The sequence below is a fragment of the Aquimarina litoralis genome (genome assembly GCF_019295435.1).
GTDB lineage: Bacteria > Bacteroidota > Bacteroidia > Flavobacteriales > Flavobacteriaceae > Aquimarina > Aquimarina litoralis_A.
On the sequence record NZ_WEKL01000018.1, the window covers coordinates 63,905 to 86,190 of the forward strand.

Genomic DNA, 22,286 nt, shown 5'->3' on the forward strand with positions numbered 1-22,286 from the left:
AAAAGATCTTTATTTGCAGTTTCTTATACTACAAAATATGAATTTAAAATGTTTTATTGATTTCCAAGAATCAAAGGCATTCCATCTTTTCCGGATCCTACTACTACAACTTTCGCATTTGGAGATTTTGCAAGTTGTAAAGTAGCTTCGATTCCTTTTTCTTTTAGAATTTTATCAGTTAGCGAAGCACTTAAAATCTGATTGGCAACGGCTTTACCTTCTGCATCAATTTTCTGTCTTTCTGCTTCCTTTTTAGCTTTTTCTAATCTAAATTCATACTCTAACGCTTCTTGTTCTTGTTTTAGCTTTCTTTCAATAGCTTCTTTAATAGTTGGTGGTAAGGTAACATCACGAACTAAAACTTCATTTAACTGAATATACTGATCTCCAACAATCTTTTTAGTTTCTTCAAAAATTTCTTGCTGAATAGCATCTCTTTTACTTGAATATAATTGTTCTGGTGTATATCTACCTACCACACTACGAGCTGCAGAACGGATTGTAGGAAGCAATACTCTTTGTACATAATTTTCTCCTTTTTGTTGATGTAACAAACCTAATTTTGCATAGCTAGGTTGAAACCAAGCAGAAGCATCTAATTTAATTTCAAGACCATTAGAAGATAATACTTGCATTTTTTCAAAAACTTCTTGTTGCCTAACTTCATATACAATCACTTTATTCCAAGGAGCTACTAAATGAAACCCTTCTCCCAAAGGTGGTTGATCTGTTACTACTCCACCACCAAATGTTTTATATAGAACTCCTGCCTCTCCTGAACCAATCGTAACAGTAGATTTTGACACGAAGACAATCGTTAATACAATAATAATTAGAATAGGTAATCCTATTTTAGGTAATTTTTCCATGATAAATGTTTAGTTTTTAATATTTAAATAAGCCCATTATATTTTCTCATAAACCACTCTATACTAAGTAAAGCAATGAGTATCGCCAAAAGATATTTCCAGTCAATTAAAGATACGATATTTTCCTTGCTCTTTTGAATTGCCTGATACCTGTTATCGGCCACAAGGTCTTTTATCAAAATATCGTCTTGAGTCATAAAATAAGCCTTTCCATTTGTATTAGTCGCCACTTGGCTTAGTTTTGTTACATTAGCATTTAGCAATTGTTGTTCTACGTTGTAATCCAAGATGCTAAAACTTCCTGAACGAGTTATATTTTCGCCAGTAACAGAAACTGTATAATCGTAATTTCCCGAAGACAAACTACTTAAATCAGCTTCGTAAGAATTGTTTTTTAATAACATAGGAACTGACTGAGATGCATCAGTATCCTTATTTTTTACAAAAATATTTAGATTTCCTCTGCTATCAAATTCATAATTTTTTGTAAAATACTCTGCCTTGATCTTTATACTTGAATTCCCATAGTAAAAGGATTCTGAAATCGTATTCAATCTACTCTTTCTTTTATTAGAAGCTAAATATTGAATCAGTTTCCCAAAGAAATCATCAAAATCTTCAAAACTTTTAGCATCCAAATAGGACTGCGCTCTCCATCGCCAAATGCCTTCCCCAAACAAAACCGCTTCTCGAATACCATTATCTTCTATCGTTGCCAACAATGCTTCTTCAGTACTTATATTCCCTATATTTCTTTTAATTAAAATATCATAAGAAGAGTTTATTGTAATTTCACCAAATGCGCCAATTAAAGGTGGATATCCATTAAAACCTATATCATCTAAAAGAAATGTTCCATAATTAGCATTAAATCTAGGTAAATAATATTCAGTTTGTCTTGTAATCTCTTGTTTATATAGATTTTGAATATTATTTAAAAAAGCCCAATCAGTTTTAGCTCCCGTAATTGTAAAATGATTTTTTCTAGAATTTTTCAATTTCTCATATACATTCCGAAATCTAGAATTTGGTTGATACAAAATAACGAGTTGATAGTCATCTAAATCCTTTACTTCCGAAGGTTTTACTATTGTTAGACTCCTCCTTTCATTACTTACTATACTTTTCTTAATAGCTCCCAAATCTGGATGCGTAAGTGTGCTAACAATTAGAACATTTGTTTTTTGATCAATTACTTCTACAGCAAAATCCTTACTATTATTAACCGTATTTTTCTCATTTTCAATAGGAACTAATCTAGCCTTATATTTGAGTACTCCTGCAGTACTTGCCGCCAATGTAAAATTGATTACTTCTGAATTTTTTTCTTTGGAGAAAGAAACAGGTTGTGTATAGATTGTATTTTCACCAGATTTGATTTCAAATTTTGTACTTACATTATCAACTCCAGTATATGTAAGAATAACTTCAACCGGAAACCTATTCTTTAAATAAGCATACCTGTTCACATTTAATTGTTGGATTTTAGTATCAACAATCTTTGTCGTATCTCCTGCAATTATAGGATAAATTTGTTGCTTATACGTTCTACTGTTATATTGATAATCTCTTCCATAAGTCTGATTCCCATCTGTTATCAATACTGTTGGAGCATTGGAATTTTTATGAATTTGATCAAGGTTTTCTAATGCATTTGAAATATTTGTCTGTTTACTATCAAAAGTAAATGCTAAGGAATCTTTCAACTCATCTGAAAATGAATAGTACTTCAGATCAAATCTTTTTTGAAGTTCTTCGGAATTCTGAATTGTATTTACGAGTTCTTCTACTGATTGATTTTGCTCTAAATGTTTTATAGATGAAGAGTTATCTACTGCTATAACCAATGTAGGTTTTTCTATATAATATGAATTTTGACGAAATGTTGGATTAATTAGAAGAACTAATAATGTAAAAATGCTTAAAAAACGTAGTAAAGCAAAAAACAGATTTCTTTTGGTTCTGTTTTTTGCTTTATACATGTATTGAAATAGGGCAATAATCAATGCTACTATTCCTGCCGCTATAATTAGTCCTATATTCTGTATTTGCATTCTTTCTAACTACGATCTTGGAGCTCTTGTTATGGACTTCTTAATCCTATTTACTTAAGAACTCTTATTAAAACGTAAAATAATCACAATTAATTTAAAAGATCTTAAACTTATTAAAAAACTAATAGAAATACATAATGTAATCCAAATAAGTAAATTAAACTTTAGCTGATTTATGAAGATATAAAACTAACTACATCGTTCATTATTACTCTTAAAATCAGTTCTTATAAATAATGGTTTTTAAGTAAGCATTCCTCCATCTACGTTAAGTACTTGTCCTGTAACATACGCACTTAGATCACTAGCTAAAAATAAACAGGCATTTGCAATATCCTCTGGAGATCCTCCTCTTTTAAGTGGTATAGCCTTTCTCCATTCATCTACTACTTTTTCATCTAATTTTCCGGTCATTTCCGTCTCTATAAAACCAGGAGCAATAACATTACTACGAATATTTCTTGATCCTAATTCTAGAGCTACAGACTTAGAAAACCCTATAATACCAGCTTTAGAAGCTGCATAATTGGCTTGTCCAGCATTTCCTTTAACGCCAACTACAGAACTCATGTTAATAATACTTCCTTTGCGTTGTTTTAGCATCGTACGCTGAACAGCTTTAGTCATATTAAAAACACTTTTGAGATTGACTTCGATTACTTTATCAAAATCTTCTTCACTCATTCTCATCAATAGATTGTCTTTGGTAATACCTGCATTATTAACCAAAATATCTATACTCCCAAAAGTTTCTAAAACATCTTTCACTAAACTTTCTGATTGTTCGAAACTTGCGGCATTACTTTGATAAGCCTTCGCTTGAATACCTAAATCATTCAATTCTTTTTCTAAATCTTTGGCCGCATCTATCGAAGAACTGTATGTAAATGCAACATTTGCACCTTGTTTTGCGAAAACTTGTGCTATTCCTTTTCCAATACCACGAGTTGCACCTGTGATAATGGCAGTTTTACCTTGTAAGAGATTCATCCGCTCTGTAATATTTTTTTGGTATTGCATACCATTATAAATGATATGTTTGATTTTGTGTGTTCAAATATAAGAATAAGTCGCAGGCATACAACAATAAAACCATTGATTTATAAATGGTTTTATCTACTAAAAAAAGCTTTGAAATATATTAAGAATACTATGCGTTTTACTTTACATCTTTTATGCAATTGAGAATCCAACAGTTACTTAACAAAAATTTCCTAAAATCACTAATGATTACCACTAAAAAAACCTTGATATTACAATCAAGGTTTTTAAAGGTTTTATTAAAATCAGAATTAGTGATGCACAACTGCTTCTGATCGGTAAGAAGATAAATCTTTTTGAAATGAATTATATTTTTCCATTACTCCATAAATTTCATCTCCAACTTCTTTAGACAATTGCATTGAATCTTTTAATAGATCCGTTGTATTTGTTAAAGTTTGTGAAAGTTCTCGTCCACTATAATCCAACTCTAGAAACTGTTGGTGCATGTCTGGTGTGCATGGTTCACAACGATATGAATGCAAATCCAGAAGCATTGCAGAAAGTTCTTCTTTCATTCTACTCAACCTTAACGTATGCTTTTGTCTATTTGGTGATGTGGTTGAAGTAATTTGATTTTCCATAATGGTTTGGTTTTAAAAGTGAGTATCTTAAATTTACCAATAAATAATTAGAGTTCAAAGAAATAAGCAATCTTAAGCAAATGTTTTACGTTTTTGTTAAACATTTGAACAATTTGTAATTAAATTATTACTCAATTACGATAAAACTAAAAAAACGACAATTGAATTTAAGGGAAAATCCCCTCTTTTTCTTCTCTAATATTATTAATTTTCAAAAGATAATGAATCCAAAAAGAACATATAAATGGGGCATATTAGGTTGCGGAAAAATAGCGCATAAATTTGCAGAAGATCTGACTACCATACCTAACGCCTTATTACACGCCGTAGCTAGCAGAGATATTACAAAAGCTGAAAACTTTGCAAGGAAGCATAAAGCGTCTAATTATTACGGAAACTATTTAGAACTCTCTAAAGATCCAGAAATTGATATTATTTACATTGCTACTCCTCATGTTTTTCATTATGAGAATACTATCATGTGTCTTTCTGCAAAAAAAGCGGTTTTATGCGAAAAACCCTTTGCAATGAATAAGAACCAAGTAAAAGAAATGATAAAAATAGCAAAAGAGAATAATACTTTTTTAATGGAAGCTCTTTGGACCTATTTCCTACCACATTATCAAGCTGTTTTGAAAATTATTGCTACTAATGAACTTGGAAATATCAAAAGTTTGAGAGCTAATTTTGGTTTCGCAAGTACTTTCAATCCAAACAGTAGAATATTCAATAAACAATTAGGAGGTGGTAGTTTATTAGATGTAGGTATTTATCCCTTGTTTGCGGCATTAAGCATTTTAGGTGTTCCTGAAAAGGTAGAAGCGAGTGCTCAATTTAGTAAAACCGGAATAGATGAAAATTGTGCCATTACACTTTCATATAAAAATGATGTAATCGCAAATTTATATTCCTCTATTACAGAAAAAACGAACACAGAAGCTATTATTCAATTTGAGAATGGAACTATTATTATAAATAGTAGGTTTCACGAACCTTCTTCCTTTAGCATTACTAAAAAAGATAAGCCCTCACAATTATATGAATTCCCAGTTCAAACGAACGGCTATAGCTATGAAGCTATTCATGTTCAGGAAATGATTTTTAATAAAAATTCCGAAAGTACAATTATGACTTTTGAGAAAAGTCTTCAACTTATAGAATTATTAGACACTGTAAGAGACAAAATCAATCTAGTGTATTAAAAGCATAATTTCCAGATACTCAAATATCAATTTTATTTTACTTAATGTAAAGTTTATTTTACTTTTTGTAAAAAAATATATACTTTTGAACTATTAATCAAAAATCGAACAAGATGAAATATTTATTATCAAACAAATTTAAAAGACCAGGATGGATTCTTTTTACACTAGGAGTAATTGCTGGAATTTATCTTCAAGCTCAAGGTTTTGAGTCAGACAAAATGAGGATAAATGTTATCTCTCTTTTTCACTATGACTCTTTCGAAAAAGATAAAAATGGAATTGTAAAAATTATTGAAAATGATGTTTTAGACGAGCTAATTGTCGTGTTTATTGTTATTGGCGGACTACTGATTAGTTTTTCTAAAGAAAAGATCGAAGATGAATTTATTGCCAAAACCAGATTAGATTCTTTAGCTTGGGCAATAATAGTAAATTACATCTTACTATTATTGCTTACTATTTTTATTTATGACATGAAATTTTTTCATGTGTTAATATATAGTATGTTCACCCCTTTATTCATTTTTATTATTAGGTTTCACTATGTAATTTATAAAAATAGCAGATCATGAAAAATAAAATCAAAATAGAACGTGCTATTCATGATCTTACGCAAGCAGATTTAGCTGAAAAAATTGGTGTAAGTAGGCAAACTATAAATGCAATGGAGAAAAACAAATATGTTCCTTCCACAGTTCTTGCATTGAAAATCTCTAGGTTATTTAAAAAACCGGTAGAAGAAATATTCTTTTTAGACCAGGATGATTAAAAAAAAGCGCTCTAAAATGTAGAGCGCTTTTCATTTGTGTGAAAAAAAAGAGTGTTTATTTAGCTCCCCACTCTGCAAGGGAATCTTTATTTAATTTTACGTAATCAGCATTCTTAGCTTTCTCTGCTAATTCTAACGAAGTTTTTGCAGCTTTTATTGCACCTGTTTTATCTCCACTTTTTGCTAATATTAAAGAATGTTGTCTATGAAACCAAAAAGCATCTGCTCTACCTGCAACAGCTTTTTCAATATGTGTTTTAGCTTTTGCAAAATCACCTGTATCTTTATAAAAAACAGCTGCTTGGTAGTGATCATTTGCAGAAGGACCTGCCATTACAGTCTCAATACTTTTTGCTGCTTTCTCTTTAGTTGGTACTTCTAACTTAACAGAAGCTTCTGTATTTTCCCAGATGAAATTGATAGCAGCACTATCCATTGTAAAATCACTAAACATGATTGTAAATGATTCCACGTTAAAAGGAATTTTTGCTGTTTTCACTTTTACCTTAGCAGCGACTTTACTATCATCCCATTGGCGCGGTGTCCCCCAATTGTTTGCATCACTATAAAAAATTACTTCCCAACTTTCTTTACCGGGCTTTGAAAAAATAGCATAAGTCCCTTTCTTAAGAGCTGCTCCTTCTACTTTTACATCATCGCTAAAAGTAATCATCGTATTTTTATTAGCTCCCGTTCTCCATAATTTATCAAAAGGAACCAGGTTTCCAAAAATTGTACGACCTTTCATGCTAGGACGAGAATATTCAATTGCCACATCAGTAAGCCCAACAACTTGTTCAACTTTAGACAAAGGACTTGGTTGTGGAGTTTTAACCTGAGCTTTTGTACCAAACGATAATAAAGCCACAGAAACAAATAAGACGATCTTTTTCATTGTATTAAATTTAGTCTGTTAATTAGTATTACTGGTAACGAAAATAATAATTACACCTACATTAAGAGTTAACAAAAACTTAAAATAAGGAGTAGTATATTTGCTATCATTTTTAATTGTATGATGCGTAAATATATAGCTGAGATTATAGGAACTTTTACTATGATATTTTGTGGTACAGGAGCCATGACCATTAACGAAGTAACTGGTGGAGATGTTACCCATGTTGGAATTGCAATAACTTGGGGGCTAATTGTAATGGCAATGATTTATTCATTTGGAGATATTTCTGGAGCTCATTTTAATCCAGCAGTAACACTAGCATTTGCATTTGCTAAGAAGTTTAGCTGGAAAGAAGTACCTAAATATATTATAGCGCAATGTATCGGTGCTATTATAGCAAGTAGTATTTTGTTATTCTTATTTCCCGAAAGTGAATTTCTCGGAGGAACCCTTCCCTCTTTTGAAGCTTACAAAGCCTTTATTTTAGAATTACTACTTACCTATTTCTTAATGTTAGTTATTATTAATGTTTCTACGGGATCCAAAGAAGTTGGTACTATGGCTGGAATAGCTATCGGTGGTGTAGTACTTCTAGAAGCAATGTTTGCAGGACCAATGACGAATGCATCAATGAACCCCGCAAGATCGCTTGGACCAGCTTTATTGTCAGGACATTGGGAACATCAATGGTTGTATATGACAGCTCCTTTTATTGGAGCTATATTAGCTGTAATGACTTGTAGACTTACTAAAGCAGATAATTGTTGTAATGACTGTTAATGATTAAAGGGAAGTTAGCCAGTAATTTCAAAATTAACTTTATTTAACATATATTTATGCTTTATTAGCTTAGTACATGCATATACAAACCAAAGATTTTTGCACCATTGAATTACATGAAAAGTTTGCGATTATAACCGTTAATAAAGGCATTACATTCACATTAGAGAAAGCTAATATTATTAGAAAAGAACTTCGATCCTTCTATAAAGACAAGAAATTTGTCTTAATTTCTAATAGACTTAATAACCATGATGTTTCCATAGATGTATATAAACAAGGTCAATTATCAAATATGAAGGGACTGGCTATTGTTTCAAAAGAAAAAACGGATCGAGACAAAGCCTTAATTGAACAAAAACTCTTTGATAAATCTTTTGTTTTTTTTGAATGTTTAGAAGAAGCTAAATCTTGGGCTATTTCTTATTTTTAATTTTGTTTAACTTTTTCAAGTTAAAAATTAAACAAAATGATCGTACCTTTATCCTATAAAAAGGTATGCAATGAAAATTTACACTTTAAAAGCGAAACAAAATCTTCCAATTTCTATTCAGGAAGCTTGGGATTTTCTATCAGATCCAAATAATTTAAAAACTATCACACCAGATTATATGGGTTTTGAAATTTTATCAGGAGCTGATAGGAAAATGTATCCAGGTCAAATAATCCAGTATATAGTAACTCCAGTTGCAGGCATTAAAACCAAGTGGGTTACAGAAATTACTCATGCAATTGACAAACAGTATTTTGTAGACGAACAACGATTTGGTCCTTACGCTTTATGGCACCATAAACATTTTATAAAAGAAATTCCTGGCGGTGTAGAAATGGAAGATATTATTGATTACAAAGTACCTTTCGGCATATTAGGCCAAATAGTGCACCCTTTTTTAGTAAAACCGAAGTTAAAAGAAATATTCGAGTATCGAGAGCAAAAGTTAATTGAGCTTTTTGGGGCTTTTTCATATGATACAAAACAAGAAACAGTAATAGCCTAAGAATTAAACACAATCATGAGAAAAAACATTTTACTTATTGGCGGAAGCCATGGAATAGGTTTTGAAATAGCATTAAAATTATATAGAGACCACAACATATATATCGCTTCTAGGACTTCTGAAAATTTAGGAAATTTAGAAGTCACCCATATCCCCTATGACGCTTCTACTGATGAAATAGATACAACCGCACTTCCCGAAAGACTTGATGGTTTTGTATACTGTCCTGGAAGTATTAATTTAAAACCTTTTAAAATGCTGAGTCTTGAAGCTTTTCAAGAAGATATGCAGATCAATTTTATGTTTTTGGTAAAAATTATGCATTCTATTATCCCTCATTTAAAAAACTCAGAACAGGCAAGCATTGTGTTTTTTAGTACGGTTGCTGTAAAAGTAGGGATGCCTTTTCATACCAGTGTTGCTGCGGCCAAAGGAGCAATTGAAGGTTTTGCCAAGGCACTAGCAGCAGAATATGCACCAAAGTTAAGAGTAAATGTTATCGCTCCTTCTTTAACCGACACCCCATTAGCAGAAAGATTGTTAGGAAATGAAAAGAAAAGAGAAAAGATGGATCAGCGACATCCACTTAAAAGAGTTGGCGAAGCCGAAGACATTGCCAATATAGCAAAGTTCTTATTAAGTGACGACAGTAGTTGGATTACTGGACAAGTTTTAGGTGTTGATGGCGGGATGTCCACTTTAAACGTTAACTAATATGTTTGAAAAAGTAAATATTTTCTGGTTCAGAAGAGATTTAAGATTAGAGGACAATATCGGATTATATAAAGCACTATCGGATGACCTTCCCGTATTACCCATTTTTATTTTTGATACAAAAATTTTAAGCAAATTACCGAAAAATGATGCTCGAGTCACTTTTATTCATGAGCAATTACAAATTATAAATCAAAGACTACAAGAACAAAATAGTTCTCTTGCCATCCATCACGGTAATCCTTTAGACATATTCAATGACTTAATCAAACAATACGATATTCATAAGGTGTATACCAATCATGATTACGAGCCTTATGCAAAACAAAGAGATGAAGAAGTTGAAAATTTACTAAAAGCTAATTCTATTGATTTTAAAACATTCAAGGATCAGGTAATATTTGAAAAAAATGAAATCGTAAAATCTGATGGATCTCCTTATGTTGTTTACACTCCTTATAAAAATAAATGGAAAGAGATCTTTGACACTTCGAGATTACAACCATATGAGACCACAAGTATCCTTAAAAATTTTGTAAAAGACCCGAATTTACCTACTCTAGAATTGTCGGATTTAGGCTTTTCTAAATCAAAAATTACTGTAGCTACATATTTAGTTTCTCCTTCATTAATTAACAATTATGAAGATACGCGAAACTTTCCTGCAAAAGAAAATGGTACATCTAGACTAGGCCCTCATCTTCGTTTTGGTACAGTAAGCATTCGTGAAATGGTAAAAAAAGCAATTGCCGAAGAGAATGAGGTATTTTGGTCGGAGCTTATATGGCGAGAATTTTTTATGCAAATTTTATGGCATTTCCCACACACAAAAGATAAATCATTCAGGCCAAAATACGATCGAATTTTATGGCGAAATAACGAAGAAGAATTCGAAGCTTGGAAAAATGGAAAAACAGGCTATCCATTAGTAGATGCTGGAATGCGTGAACTCAATGAAACAGGATATATGCATAACAGAGTACGAATGTTAGTTGCTAGTTTCCTTTGTAAACATCTTCTCATAGACTGGCGATGGGGAGAAGCTTACTTTGCAGAAAAATTGCTGGATTATGATATGTCCGCCAATGTAGGAAATTGGCAATGGGCGGCTGGATCAGGAGTTGATGCCGCTCCTTATTTTCGAATTTTTAATCCTACAACACAAGTTACCAAATTCGACAAAAAACTTGAATATATAAACAATTGGGTAAAAGATATTAATGAACTTACATACCCAAATCCTATTGTAGATCATAAAATGGCCAGAGAACGTTGCTTAAAAGTCTACAAAGAGGCAGTTGCCTAAATCATAAATATAACATTTCTTTAAAAATACCGATAACTATTTTTCGTAATTTACTGATCACAAATCAATAATTTATTTAGTAAAAATTAAACCAATGAATACACAAGAAGTAGCTAATCGATTAGTAGAGCTTTGCCGTCAAGGTGAAAACATGCAGGCCTTAAAAGAACTATATGCAGATAATGTTGTTAGCAAAGAAATGCCAGGATCGCCAAATCCTGTTATACAAGGCAAAGACGCTGTAACTAAAAAAAGTCAAGAATGGTATGCTAGTGTAGAAGAATTTCATGGAGGGGAAATCTCAGATCCTATAGTTGCTGATAACCATTTTTCTTGCAGGATGAAAATGGATTGTACGTTTAAAGGGCAAGGACGTATGCAAATTGAAGAGCTAGCTGTTTATAATGTAAACGGTGGTAAAATAGTTGAAGAACAATTTTTTTATAGTATGCCATCATAAAGAATTTAATTCTTTTGATACACCAACAAAATAAAACAAGTCTCATAGATACTATGAGACTTGTTTTGTTAATGAAATACAGTCTTCATTCATTATATAATTTCGGAAGATTAAAACTTTATATAACGAACTCCATGGTTATTCGTATTTTCTATTGAATACAGGACGATAGAGAATAATCAATATTCATAAATACTATTTTAGACTTTAACAATCCTCTTCATTACCGTACTATCAAGTATTACATAATACACGCCTTTCTGCAAAGCTTCTAAATTAATAGAGTTCTCAAGACTTCTATCCATAACAGTACTAAATACTTCTTTGCCTGTCACATCTCTAACCTGAATAGTCGTCTTTTTAGATATCCCATGAATTTTAATAATATCACTAACTGGATTTGGAGTCATCATTATTTTTGAAGAATGATCGTATACAACATCGGGATTCGAAAGCACATAAGAAACTACATTCATCATAATCGGCTCCATACTTTCCCAAGAACGATCTGTCCAAGACCACACCAGCGATCCATGCCATCCATTTTCTTTAAGAATAACTCCCAATTGTTCCACATCTAAACCAAACGTATAATCCGGATAATACTCAGCGATTACCGCTTCTTTATCTATCTTTTGTAGATCATGAACCGCATGAAAAGGAGACCCATTCTCACCAGCCCAATTATAATAATGGATATTATAAAAATCCAAATACCCATTAGACTCCCCTCCAATATCTTCAAGTTTCTGATCTGAATAGTAGTTTTGATATCCATTATCAGCGTCATTCAAACTAGTTAAAAAACCTAAGGCTCCATTAGTGATTTTTACATTTGGTGCTACTCCTCTAATAGCTGTGGCAGCTTTATTTATAAATTTTTGAATATCTACTATAGAAACTTTTTCTACAAATCCTGGCCAATGACTACCAAATTCTGTGGTCATACCTTCTGCTTCATTAAAAATTTCCCAAGCATATAATCCTGGATGCTCGCCAACAGCCTGAACCAAAGGAATTAAAGAGTTATCTAGATATGCCTTAAAGTATTCGTCTTCTGTCAATAATTTCTTATTCGCTACAGCATCTACATTCCATTGATCTTTTAACATATCAAAAGACCAAAGACATATTTGGATTTGCAAACCTTTACTCGCAGCTAGATCGAGTATTTTAATAACATCCTCATGAAAAAAAGTAGGATTATTAGTTACTTTTTGTTGTTCATCATAAACAGGATTTGTAGAACCATTTGTGTGATACCACCATCTTAAAACATTCCCTCCAGCATTGGCTACTTTATCCATTACTAAACCAAAAGTATCTAAATCGGGATGATACTCTGTCCCAAATTCAGGATCTTTACCCACATCTTTCCCAAAAGATACCCAAGCGATATTAATACCATTTACAAACTCAGGAATATTAGTTTGATATGCATTACTCTGATTGGAATTTTGTGACACATTTTCAACATCAAAATAATCTATTGGATTTAATAACTCAGGACTCTGCCGAATCGCTTCAATAACCTCTTCTTTATAATTTTCATGATTGTGCCAAGGTTTTTGAGAGCGTTGTGCATAAAGGCCACACGCAATGAATGCGACCATTAATGTAATAATAGTTTTCATGTTAGTTGATTATTGTTAGTGTTACAACCAACGATAAAAAACATTATTAATTATATACCATTTAGGAAAATAACATTTTTATAAAACACCAGTAATACGTCAAATTTTACGACATTAACATTTTTACTTTTTCTAAAGCAGGATTGCGATTATCCTCTTTCCAAATTACAGATAACTCGGCCCTTTGAGGTATGTTGGGTATTTCTAAAAATTTCACATCCAAATCAAAACCATATTGCAAAGAAGTAGGAACAATAGCGACACCTAAACCACTTTCTACCAACTTAAATATAGTTTGAGCATGCACTGATTTATGAGATACTATCGGTGTAAACTTCTGATCTTCACAAATACTCATAATCTTATCAAAGTATATAGAACTATAATCTGAAGAAAACAAAACAAAATGTTCCGTAGCTACTTGTGCTACACTAATGAAGTTTTCCTTCTCCAAAAAATGTGCTTTCGGTAAGACCAAAGAAAATGTATCAGTTTGCACACGTTTAATAGTGATACCATCCGGAACTCGAGCTAACCTCACAAATCCTATGTCCAAATCATCATTTACAATGGCTTTTACCTGATCATAATTAGACATTTCTTCTAAACTAAATTGAATTTTAGGAAAGTCTTTATTTGATTTTATCAAAAAATCAGGTATTACTGTTTGCATTGCAGAACCTAAAAACCCAATGCGTACCTCTCCTTCACTACCTTTATCAATAAGCTTTGTCTGTTTTATCGTAAAATCAATATGATTAAAAATGTAAGTGATTTCTTTTTTTAAATAAACACCGGCTGCAGTTAAACTAACATTTCTCTTATTCCTAATAAAAAGTTCTGCACCAATAATTTCCTCCATTTGTTTAATCTGCCGACTCAATCCCGGTTGCGAAATAAACAACCTTTCTGCAGCCTTTCTAAAATGCAACTCTTCTGCAACTGCCAAAAAATAGGTAAAGTGTCTAAGTTCTAACTGATAACCCATAGTTATTAATCATTGACAAAATTAGTATTTATAAGTATCAAAAATACATATTACCTTTATATACACAAATTAAGAGCAATACAAAATGTCAGATATATTATCACACTTTCAATTCGGAGAAGGCTACCTAACTGCAGGAAAAGCTATACAAATAGCGAGAGGAGAAATAAAAGGGATTATTTCCAAAAACTCAAGAGAAAAAATCAAAAACAGCAGAAAAGTTGTTGAAAATATTGTTGAAACAGGTCATCCTGTTTATGGAATTAATACGGGTTTTGGACCACTATGTACGACAATGATTTCTAAAGAAGAAACCAAAATATTGCAGTCAAATATACTGCAGAGTCATAGCGTAGGCGTTGGAGAACCTATTGATACTGAAATTAGCAAACTAATGTTGATTTTAAAATTACAATCACTCGCAAAAGGATATTCAGGAATTTCAGAAACTACAATGGATCGTATCTTATGGCATATTGATAATGATGCTATTCCGGTGGTTCCTTCTCAAGGATCAGTGGGCGCCTCTGGAGATCTAGCTCCACTCTCTCATCTTTTTCTACCACTTATTGGATTAGGAAAAGTGATTTACAAGAACAAAGAGATAAACACTTCTGAATTATTTAAAATTAACAGTTTAGAGTCCATTGATTTAGGTCCTAAAGAAGGTTTAGCGCTTATTAACGGAACACAATTCATTGCTGCACATGCAGTAAAAGTGGTTGAAAAATTACATAGCTGTCTTTCTCAAGCAGACATTATTGGTGCAATGATGATAGAAGGACTTCAAGGCTCCGTAAAACCTTTTTACAATGAATTACATGAATTAAGACCCTTCAAAGGTACTATTCATGTAGCTTCTAGAGTAAAATCTTTATTAAAAGGTTCGGAAATTATGGAAGATCATATTGATTGTGATCGTGTTCAAGATCCATATTCTTTAAGATGCATTCCTCAAGTACATGGTGCTTCTAGAAATGCTTGGCTTCATCTTAAGGAGTTACTAGAAGTGGAATTAAATTCGGTAACGGATAACCCAATCATAATAGACGAAGAACTAACTATTAGTGGAGGTAATTTTCATGGACAACCTTTAGCAATGGCTATAGATTATGCATGTATCGCAGCATCTGAAATAGGAAATATTTCAGATCGTCGCATATACTTAGCTTTAGAAGGAAATTCTCCTGGAGTTCCTAAATTATTAATGGATGATACTGGTATCAATTCTGGATACATGATTCTACAATATACGACAGCGGCATTAGCAAGCGAAAATAAGGGATTATGTTTTCCATCTAGTGCAGATAGCATTCCTACTTCTTTAGGCCAAGAGGATCATGTGAGTATGGGATCTATTGGAGGACGAAAAGCCCTTAGAGTAATTGAAAATGTAGAAAAAATATTAGCGATTGAACTTTTGACTGCTGCACAAGCTTTTGAATATCGGAAACCAATGAAATCTGGACCTATTTTAGATAAAATACATCAGATGGTTCGTACCAAAGTGACTTTTGCAGAAAAAGATCGAGTTTTTGCTGATGATATAGAAAAAGGGATTGATATTGTTAAAAACAAGACAATTATAACCCTGGCAAATGATACAACTTTAGATAAGAAGTTATCTTTAGAAACAAAGTTTTCTTCTTTATTCGAATCTTATTAATTATGGAAAAGTATAAATTAATTGGCCCTATTACACAATTACTATCGATGGATAGTATTCCCTTGAAAGGCGCTTTAAAAGATAGTGAACTACCAATTATTAAAAACGCCGGAATACTGATTGAAGAGGGACATATCCATTCTATTGGAGATTTTGATACTATAAAAAGAATAGCATTTGAACTAAATGCGGAAATAATAGAATTACAATCAGACTATATATGCCTTCCCGGATTTATTGATGTTCATACGCATATTTGTTTTTCTGGATCGAGAGCTAATGATTATGCTATGCGTAACGCTGGAAAAACATATTTAGAAATTGCTGAAGCTGGCGGTGGTATTTGGGATACAGTTACTAAAACCAGAGCTGCCAGTCAAGAAGAATTGTGTCACTCGGTCATTAAAAGAGCTAATTCCTTACTTAAAAATGGTATTACTACTGTAGAAGTAAAGAGTGGTTATGGTCTTTCAGTTGAAGAAGAATTAAAAATGCTTCGAGCCATCAGTCAAGCAAATACAAACACAGAATCAGATCTTATAGCAACATGCTTAGCTGCTCATATGCTGCCAAGAGATTACAATGGAGATCACGAAACATATCTTAATGAAATAGCTTCAAAGTTGTTTCCTATTCTTAAAACTGAAAATCTTTCTAATAGAATTGATGCATTTGTAGAGCAAAGTGCATTTTCTAAAGAACAAATAGAACCTTATTTCAGGAGAGCTATAGAAATGGGATTTGACATAACGGTCCATGCTGATCAATTTACAACGGATGGTAGTGAAATAGCTGTAAAAGTAGGAGCTATTAGTGCAGATCATCTGGAAGCGAGTAAGGAAGAAGAAATACTAAAACTTGCGACTAGCAACACCATAGCCGTTGCATTGCCAGGAGCTTCTATTGGTTTAGGATGTGACTTTACTCCTGCTAGAAAAATTTTAGATAAAGGTGGAGCGTTGGCTATAGCAAGTGATTGGAATCCCGGATCAGCACCAATGGGAGATCTATTAACGCAAGCTTGCATCCTCGGAACTTTTCAAAAACTGAGCAATGCAGAGGTTTTGGCTGGTATTACCTATAGAGCAGCAGCTGCATTGAAGTTAGAAGATCGTGGTAAGTTAGCTCCCAAAATGCTAGCAGACTTCTGTCTATTCTCGTCAAATCATTATAATGAAATATTATATCATCAAGGTAAAATCACTCCTTCTCAAGTATGGAAACACGGAGAAATAGTGTATTCAAAATAACTAAAAAACAACTATTAACTATTATAAGTTAATCATATCAACATGACTACATTCAAAGAACAAATTTTAGCAGGTATTCCTGACTCTCTTCCTTCTAAAAAAAAATTAGCCCCTAATATTAGCCGAGCACCTAAACGAAAACAAATACTATCTATTGATGAAAAGAAATTAGCAATTAAAAATGCTTTAAGATACTTTCCTACGGAATGGCATAAAGAGTTAGCCCCAGAATTTCTTGATGAACTAAATGAATATGGAAGAATCTATATGTTTCGATTCATACCAGATTATGAAATACACGCAAGACCCATACATGAATATCCTGCAAATACAATCCAAGCTGCCGGTATCATGCTGATGATACAAAATAATTTGGATCCTGCAGTAGCACAGCATCCATATGAACTTATAACCTATGGAGGTAACGGTGCAGTATTTCRGAATTGGGCCCAATACCTACTCACCATGCATTATTTAGCAACTATGACAGATGAGCAGACACTGCATATGTATTCCGGACATCCGATGGGACTCTTTCCTTCTTCAAAAGAAGCTCCAAGAGTAGTTGTTACAAATGGAATGATGATTCCAAACTATTCAAAACCTGATGATTGGGAAAAGTATAATGCTCTCGGCGTTACGCAATACGGGCAAATGACTGCTGGTAGCTATATGTATATCGGTCCGCAAGGTATTGTCCATGGAACTACGATTACAGTGATGAATGCTTTTCGGAAAACCTTAAAATCAGGAGAAACTACAGCCGGTAAAATATTTTTAACTGCTGGTTTAGGAGGAATGAGTGGAGCTCAACCAAAAGCTGGTAACATTGCCAAATGCATAACCATCTGCGCTGAAGTAAATCCTGCAGCCGCCGAAAAGCGACATCAACAAGGTTGGGTTGATGAAATTATTGACAATTTAGATGATTTAGTAGATCGTACCAAAGAAGCTATCAAAAGCATCGAAGTAGTATCTATAGCTTATAAGGGAAATGTAGTTGATGTTTGGGAACGTTTTTATGAAGAGAACATTTACATACATCTTGGCTCCGATCAAACATCTTTGCACAATCCATGGTCTGGCGGATACTATCCAGTAGATATGAGCTATGAACAGGCTAATGAAATGATAGCAAATAATCCGGAAGACTTTAAAACCAAAGTTCAGGAATCTCTTAAAAGACATGCGAATGCCATTAACAAGCATACTGATAGAGGAACTTATTTCTTTGACTATGGAAATGCTTTTCTATTAGAAGCTTCAAGAGCAGGAGCGGATGTTATGAGTGATAATATGATCGATTTTAAATATCCATCATATGTTCAGGATATTTTAGGTCCTATGTGTTTTGATTATGGTTTTGGACCATTTCGATGGGTCTGTACTTCAGGAAATCCTTCAGACTTGAACAAAACCGATCAAATTGCAATTAAGGTAATGCAGGAAATAAAATTAGAAGCTCCTGAAGAAATCCAACAACAAATGCAAGACAACATCACTTGGATTGAGGAGGCAAATGAAAATAAGCTCGTTGTAGGCTCCCAAGCCAGAATTCTATATGCAGATGCCGAAGGAAGGATAAAAATCGCTGAGGCGTTTAATAAGGCTATTAAATCAGGTGAAATATCTGCTCCTATTGTTCTAGGAAGAGATCATCACGATGTTAGTGGTACAGATTCTCCATATAGAGAAACCAGTAATATTTATGATGGAAGCAAATTTACTGCTGATATGGCTATACACAATGTAATCGGAGATAGTTTTAGAGGAGCAACCTGGATTTCTATTCATAACGGTGGTGGTGTAGGTTGGGGAGAAGTTATCAATGGGGGTTTTGGACTTTTATTAGACGGCACTGATGAAGCTTCTAAAAAACTAAACAATATGCTCTTTTACGATGTTAATAACGGTATTTCAAGAAGAAGTTGGGCAAGAAATGAAGAAGCTATCTTCGCAATCAAAAGAGAAATGAAACGTATATCAAAACTTAAAGTAACACTTCCTAATAAATTAGAAAACAATATTTTAGAAAAATTATTTTAACTTAAAATCATTCAAAATTTCAAGGAACTTAAATCTCAATTTAGATTAAAAAATGAATAGTTACAAAAAGACAACTGCAGATATCTGGACTGGAAGAAAATCCAATCAAGAGCTATATTTACATGAAAAAATAAGTTGTATAGATATAGAAAAAGAAGAGCTTCCAAAACATCAATCTATTGGGTTTTCTTTCCTTGGATACGCTTGTGAAGAAGGTGTAAAAAGAAATCTTGGACGTATAGGTACTGCATCTGCTCCTGATATTATTCGTAAAATGATAGCCCCACTATCTAATCATCTAAAAAACAACGCCAAACTCATCGATGCTGGAACTATTTTTTGTAATGAAAATGATCTTGAAAACATACAAAGTATTACTTCAGATAAAATATCACAATTAATTGATAATAAATATTTTAATATACTGTTGGGTGGTGGTCATGATTTAGCATACGCACATTATAATGGAATTAAAAGACATTATCAAAATACTACAATTGGAATCATTAATTTAGATGCTCATTTCGATTTAAGGATACCTAATGATAAAGGAAATTCAGGCACTCCATTCTATCAAATTGCAAAAGAAAACGATCGTTTCAAATACCTATGCCTAGGTATTCAAGAAGAGTCCAATAACAAAATACTATTCGATACTGCTCACAAGTTCAATGTTGAATACATAAAAAATACAGAATTCAACATAGAGAATACAGATCGAGTAAGCGTTGTAATTAATAATTTTATTGCATCAGTGGATCACGTTTATTTGACTATTGATTTAGATGGTTTTTCTTCGGCGTACGCTCCTGGAGTTAGTGCTCCTTCCGCATTTGGATTTTCTCCAGATATTGCACTAAGATCAATTGAGCAAATATGTAAGTCCAATAAACTAGTTAGTGCTGATATTGTAGAACTTAACCCTAGTTATGACATAGATAATTGTACTGCTAGACTAGCTGCCCGACTTGTTTATTACATTATGAAATATATTTCTTCTCTGTAAATCCTTTTTCTTATCCCTTTACTCTATCTTTATGCTTATTAACCAGTTCAAATGGAACAAACCGCAACAATACTCATATATATTCATGCTTTTTTTGGTAGTATCGGATTAGTATCTGGATTCATAAGTATTATTGGAAAAAAAGGAAGGTTTTATCACAAAAAAGGAGGAATAATCTTTTCAGTGAGCATGTTCATCAGCTCCTTAATTGCTATTCCCATTACCCTATTGCCGAACCATGAAAATTTATTATTACATCTGCTTTCTATTTTCACAATTTACTTAGTAATATCTGGAAATCGAGTACTTAAATTCAAAAAGAATCATACATTAGGAATTATTGATATTGTAATTACGTCTATTATGGGATTGGTTTTCATTGGTATGATTGTTACCGGTATCTATTATCGTATTAATGAGATCCCTAAGAGCACTTTATTTTTCTTTTTTGGAGGTTTTGGTATTATGGCTACGATAAGAGACATAAAACTCTATAAAACCTTTAAAACAAATCCTAAGGCATATTTATCAAACCATCTTGGGAAGATGTCTGGTGCCTTTGGAGCTGCTGTTACAGCATTTTTATTAGCAGCACTAGATTCAAGCACTTTGTGGGTTTGGTTAAGCCCATCAGTAATTACATTACTATTCGTTACTTTTTGGAGAAGAAAAATAGCTCTTAAAACCACATAAATCAAAGTTATACTTATCCACCATATTCTCCGTAACGTTTATAAAGAGAGTCTTTCGCCTTAGACAGTTCTGCAAAAACAGAAAAATCCTGGGAGTTATCATCACTTTTACCCATTTCTGAATACTTCTCTAAAAACCTATGAACCTTCAAAGAAGTATACCAATCTCCTTTTAAAGTAAGAATTTCTGAAGGCATCATTTCGCAGCAAGCCTCATGCCATATTCCTTCATACTGCACCAAATTTAGATATCTCGGCACTACTCTAGTATCTCCCATTCTTAAAAAATGAAATTCTTTTTCATAAGTCCTAGAAAACATGATTTGCCTTAAGAAAGGAATGCCAGAAGGATGATTACCCCATATTTTTTCTGTTAAATAGACATAAGGATCTCTATTAGCGTATTCATAAAACACACTTTTATTTTTCTTTGTTGCGATATTTAAAAACACTGGTATCAGACTACTATTTCTTAACACTTCCTCAGTAATTAAGTGCAATCTATCTCCCATATCCGCATTTGAATAAGGTTCATCAAAAGCCATTGATAAGAACTGATTAAACTGGTATGGAGATAAATTATGAATCATATCATGTTTTGGATTGTCATAATCCCCATGCTGATATACTTCATAATACTTATACAAAGAATCGAATTCTGTCTGAGAAATACCCTCATCAAGATCCGTTGAAAGTTGACTTTCAAGAGTTATTTCAGAAATACCAGTATCCTGGTATTTTGTACCGGGGTATACAGACCTAATTGTAAACCTAATTGTTGTTACATTTTCAAAATAGAGCTCAAGTTGCTGAGCTTCTAACGTATTTTGAAGCATAAGCGTCTTGGGTTTATGATAACCATCTGTTAACACTTCCAACTCCTTAACAGCTCCATTTTTTTGAAATAGGGATTTAGATTTTCCATATCCATTGCTCAAGGTGATGGAATAAATATTAATTGGAGTAAAGAAATTTATTTCAAAATACTCTCCTATTCCATCTCCCTCTACACCTTCAAACCATGCGCTATTTAAAGATCTATCATACAAATTGGTTGGGTGATATGAAAATCGAGGGAGATTCGATGACTTTAAAAAAGAAGAAGCTTTTACATTTTTAACCAAAGCAAACAAAGGATATGAAGAAATATCTCTTTTTTTTGATACTACATCCTCTTCTTTCTTTTCAATTGGAAATGTGTTTGCTAAATATGTACTATCCTTTTTATCATTAATCACATTTTGAAATTCTTTTTTATCTGTACCGCAACTCAACATTACTATACACGAAACAACATTTACGAACAATCTTATACACCTCATATTC

22 protein-coding genes are annotated in these 22,286 nt (G+C 32.6%); 14 read left to right on the top strand and 8 right to left on the bottom strand.

Annotated elements, in window-relative coordinates; all coding sequences use genetic code 11:
• Positions 1 to 53: 53 nt before the first annotated feature.
• The 4 genes from GBO31_RS11470 to GBO31_RS11485 all read right to left on the bottom strand — a co-directional run bounded on the left by GBO31_RS11470 (position 54) and on the right by GBO31_RS11485 (position 4,548).
• Complete coding sequence (locus tag GBO31_RS11470) at positions 54 to 869, bottom strand: prohibitin family protein (protein WP_219008484.1); 816 nt, start codon at positions 867 to 869, stop codon at positions 54 to 56.
• A 23-nt stretch (positions 870 to 892) separates the two neighbouring features.
• Entirely contained in the window at positions 893 to 2,923 is a 2,031-nt protein-coding gene (locus GBO31_RS11475; RefSeq protein WP_219008485.1) for a vWA domain-containing protein, read from the bottom strand.
• A 243-nt stretch (positions 2,924 to 3,166) separates the two neighbouring features.
• The gene (gene fabG, locus GBO31_RS11480; RefSeq protein WP_219008486.1) at positions 3,167 to 3,913 is read right to left on the bottom strand and encodes a 3-oxoacyl-[acyl-carrier-protein] reductase; all 747 of its coding nucleotides are present in this window, start codon (positions 3,911 to 3,913) and stop codon (positions 3,167 to 3,169) included.
• 302 nt (positions 3,914 to 4,215) lie between these two features.
• Entirely contained in the window at positions 4,216 to 4,548 is a 333-nt protein-coding gene (locus GBO31_RS11485; RefSeq protein ID WP_219008487.1) for a hypothetical protein, read from the bottom strand.
• Between the two features lie 221 nt (positions 4,549 to 4,769).
• Here GBO31_RS11485 and GBO31_RS11490 point away from each other — a divergent pair, with 221 nt between their 5' ends.
• The 3 genes from GBO31_RS11490 (at position 4,770) to GBO31_RS11500 (ending at position 6,522) form a co-directional block, all read left to right on the top strand.
• Entirely contained in the window at positions 4,770 to 5,750 is a 981-nt protein-coding gene (locus GBO31_RS11490) for a Gfo/Idh/MocA family protein (protein WP_219008488.1), read from the top strand.
• Positions 5,751 to 5,863: 113 nt separating this feature from the next.
• A complete protein-coding gene (locus GBO31_RS11495) occupies positions 5,864 to 6,325 on the top strand; it encodes a hypothetical protein (protein ID WP_219008489.1) in 462 nt (153 codons plus the stop codon).
• Positions 6,322 to 6,522 (top strand): helix-turn-helix transcriptional regulator, encoded by a 201-nt coding sequence (locus GBO31_RS11500; protein WP_219008490.1) that lies wholly within the window; start codon positions 6,322 to 6,324, stop codon positions 6,520 to 6,522. The genes GBO31_RS11495 and GBO31_RS11500 overlap by 4 nt, the downstream gene beginning before the upstream one ends.
• 55 nt (positions 6,523 to 6,577) lie before the next feature.
• Here the strand turns inward: GBO31_RS11500 and GBO31_RS11505 are convergent, their stop codons facing one another.
• On the bottom strand, positions 6,578 to 7,417 hold the full coding sequence (locus GBO31_RS11505) for a DUF2911 domain-containing protein (protein WP_219008491.1): 840 nt from the start codon (positions 7,415 to 7,417) through the stop codon (positions 6,578 to 6,580).
• Positions 7,418 to 7,537: 120 nt separating this feature from the next.
• Between GBO31_RS11505 and GBO31_RS11510 the strand changes: the two genes are divergently transcribed.
• From GBO31_RS11510 to GBO31_RS11535, 6 genes are all read left to right on the top strand, one after another.
• On the top strand, positions 7,538 to 8,200 hold the full coding sequence (locus tag GBO31_RS11510) for an MIP/aquaporin family protein (RefSeq protein WP_343211311.1): 663 nt from the start codon (positions 7,538 to 7,540) through the stop codon (positions 8,198 to 8,200).
• Positions 8,201 to 8,276: 76 nt separating this feature from the next.
• Positions 8,277 to 8,633: a hypothetical protein gene (locus GBO31_RS11515; protein WP_219008492.1), complete on the top strand. Its 357-nt coding sequence runs from the start codon at positions 8,277 to 8,279 to the stop codon at positions 8,631 to 8,633.
• A gap of 70 nt (positions 8,634 to 8,703) precedes the next feature.
• Positions 8,704 to 9,198: an SRPBCC family protein gene (locus tag GBO31_RS11520; protein WP_219008493.1), complete on the top strand. Its 495-nt coding sequence runs from the start codon at positions 8,704 to 8,706 to the stop codon at positions 9,196 to 9,198.
• 15 nt (positions 9,199 to 9,213) lie between these two features.
• Complete coding sequence (locus GBO31_RS11525) at positions 9,214 to 9,912, top strand: SDR family NAD(P)-dependent oxidoreductase (protein WP_219008494.1); 699 nt, start codon at positions 9,214 to 9,216, stop codon at positions 9,910 to 9,912.
• Position 9,913: 1 nt separating this feature from the next.
• Complete coding sequence (locus GBO31_RS11530; protein ID WP_219008495.1) at positions 9,914 to 11,218, top strand: cryptochrome/photolyase family protein; 1,305 nt, start codon at positions 9,914 to 9,916, stop codon at positions 11,216 to 11,218.
• A 94-nt stretch (positions 11,219 to 11,312) separates the two neighbouring features.
• Positions 11,313 to 11,678, top strand: a complete 366-nt coding sequence (locus GBO31_RS11535; protein ID WP_219008496.1) for a nuclear transport factor 2 family protein — start codon at positions 11,313 to 11,315, stop codon at positions 11,676 to 11,678.
• 200 nt (positions 11,679 to 11,878) lie between these two features.
• Here the strand turns inward: GBO31_RS11535 and GBO31_RS11540 are convergent, their stop codons facing one another.
• Complete coding sequence (locus GBO31_RS11540) at positions 11,879 to 13,312, bottom strand: T9SS type A sorting domain-containing protein (protein WP_219008497.1); 1,434 nt, start codon at positions 13,310 to 13,312, stop codon at positions 11,879 to 11,881.
• Between the two features lie 106 nt (positions 13,313 to 13,418).
• The gene (locus GBO31_RS11545) at positions 13,419 to 14,300 is read right to left on the bottom strand and encodes a LysR family transcriptional regulator (RefSeq protein ID WP_219008498.1); all 882 of its coding nucleotides are present in this window, start codon (positions 14,298 to 14,300) and stop codon (positions 13,419 to 13,421) included.
• An 85-nt stretch (positions 14,301 to 14,385) separates the two neighbouring features.
• Here GBO31_RS11545 and hutH point away from each other — a divergent pair, with 85 nt between their 5' ends.
• From hutH to GBO31_RS11570, 5 genes are read left to right on the top strand one after another with little or no spacing between them, the layout of a single operon-like run.
• The gene (gene hutH, locus GBO31_RS11550) at positions 14,386 to 15,966 is read left to right on the top strand and encodes a histidine ammonia-lyase (RefSeq protein WP_219008499.1); all 1,581 of its coding nucleotides are present in this window, start codon (positions 14,386 to 14,388) and stop codon (positions 15,964 to 15,966) included.
• Between the two features lie 2 nt (positions 15,967 to 15,968).
• Positions 15,969 to 17,216: an imidazolonepropionase gene (gene hutI / locus GBO31_RS11555; RefSeq protein WP_219008500.1), complete on the top strand. Its 1,248-nt coding sequence runs from the start codon at positions 15,969 to 15,971 to the stop codon at positions 17,214 to 17,216.
• A gap of 42 nt (positions 17,217 to 17,258) precedes the next feature.
• Positions 17,259 to 19,262 (top strand): urocanate hydratase, encoded by a 2,004-nt coding sequence (locus GBO31_RS11560; protein WP_219008501.1) that lies wholly within the window; start codon positions 17,259 to 17,261, stop codon positions 19,260 to 19,262.
• Between the two features lie 52 nt (positions 19,263 to 19,314).
• Positions 19,315 to 20,268, top strand: coding sequence for a formimidoylglutamase (hutG, locus tag GBO31_RS11565; RefSeq protein ID WP_219008502.1), 954 nt, complete (start codon positions 19,315 to 19,317; stop codon positions 20,266 to 20,268).
• A 51-nt stretch (positions 20,269 to 20,319) separates the two neighbouring features.
• Positions 20,320 to 20,961 carry a hypothetical protein gene (locus GBO31_RS11570; protein ID WP_219008503.1) on the top strand — a complete coding sequence of 214 codons (642 nt, stop codon included), beginning with the start codon at positions 20,320 to 20,322 and terminating at the stop codon, positions 20,959 to 20,961.
• 13 nt (positions 20,962 to 20,974) lie between these two features.
• On the opposite strand, the gene GBO31_RS11575 is transcribed toward GBO31_RS11570, so the two are convergent.
• Positions 20,975 to 22,282: an NADase-type glycan-binding domain-containing protein gene (locus GBO31_RS11575; RefSeq protein ID WP_219008504.1), complete on the bottom strand. Its 1,308-nt coding sequence runs from the start codon at positions 22,280 to 22,282 to the stop codon at positions 20,975 to 20,977.
• Between the last annotated feature and the right edge of the window lie 4 nt (positions 22,283 to 22,286).

Bases quoted from the DNA above. Each gene is read 5' to 3' on its own strand.
- GBO31_RS11570 (WP_219008503.1), top strand. From the start codon at position 20,320: ATGGAACAAACCGCAACAATACTCATATATATTCATGCTTTTTTTGGT.
- GBO31_RS11500 (WP_219008490.1), top strand. From the start codon at position 6,322: ATGAAAAATAAAATCAAAATAGAACGTGCTATTCATGATCTTACGCAA.
- GBO31_RS11515 (WP_219008492.1), top strand. From the start codon at position 8,277: ATGCATATACAAACCAAAGATTTTTGCACCATTGAATTACATGAAAAG.
- GBO31_RS11475 (WP_219008485.1), bottom strand. From the start codon at position 2,923: ATGCAAATACAGAATATAGGACTAATTATAGCGGCAGGAATAGTAGCA.
- hutH (WP_219008499.1), top strand. From the start codon at position 14,386: ATGTCAGATATATTATCACACTTTCAATTCGGAGAAGGCTACCTAACT.
- GBO31_RS11540 (WP_219008497.1), bottom strand. From the start codon at position 13,312: ATGAAAACTATTATTACATTAATGGTCGCATTCATTGCGTGTGGCCTT.
- GBO31_RS11510 (WP_343211311.1), top strand. From the start codon at position 7,538: ATGATGCGTAAATATATAGCTGAGATTATAGGAACTTTTACTATGATA.
- GBO31_RS11530 (WP_219008495.1), top strand. From the start codon at position 9,914: ATGTTTGAAAAAGTAAATATTTTCTGGTTCAGAAGAGATTTAAGATTA.
- GBO31_RS11505 (WP_219008491.1), bottom strand. From the start codon at position 7,417: ATGAAAAAGATCGTCTTATTTGTTTCTGTGGCTTTATTATCGTTTGGT.
- hutI (WP_219008500.1), top strand. From the start codon at position 15,969: ATGGAAAAGTATAAATTAATTGGCCCTATTACACAATTACTATCGATG.
- GBO31_RS11520 (WP_219008493.1), top strand. From the start codon at position 8,704: ATGAAAATTTACACTTTAAAAGCGAAACAAAATCTTCCAATTTCTATT.
- GBO31_RS11495 (WP_219008489.1), top strand. From the start codon at position 5,864: ATGAAATATTTATTATCAAACAAATTTAAAAGACCAGGATGGATTCTT.
- hutG (WP_219008502.1), top strand. From the start codon at position 19,315: ATGAATAGTTACAAAAAGACAACTGCAGATATCTGGACTGGAAGAAAA.
- GBO31_RS11545 (WP_219008498.1), bottom strand. From the start codon at position 14,300: ATGGGTTATCAGTTAGAACTTAGACACTTTACCTATTTTTTGGCAGTT.
- fabG (WP_219008486.1), bottom strand. From the start codon at position 3,913: ATGAATCTCTTACAAGGTAAAACTGCCATTATCACAGGTGCAACTCGT.
- GBO31_RS11470 (WP_219008484.1), bottom strand. From the start codon at position 869: ATGGAAAAATTACCTAAAATAGGATTACCTATTCTAATTATTATTGTA.
- GBO31_RS11490 (WP_219008488.1), top strand. From the start codon at position 4,770: ATGAATCCAAAAAGAACATATAAATGGGGCATATTAGGTTGCGGAAAA.
- GBO31_RS11525 (WP_219008494.1), top strand. From the start codon at position 9,214: ATGAGAAAAAACATTTTACTTATTGGCGGAAGCCATGGAATAGGTTTT.
- GBO31_RS11575 (WP_219008504.1), bottom strand. From the start codon at position 22,282: ATGAGGTGTATAAGATTGTTCGTAAATGTTGTTTCGTGTATAGTAATG.
- GBO31_RS11535 (WP_219008496.1), top strand. From the start codon at position 11,313: ATGAATACACAAGAAGTAGCTAATCGATTAGTAGAGCTTTGCCGTCAA.
- GBO31_RS11485 (WP_219008487.1), bottom strand. From the start codon at position 4,548: ATGGAAAATCAAATTACTTCAACCACATCACCAAATAGACAAAAGCAT.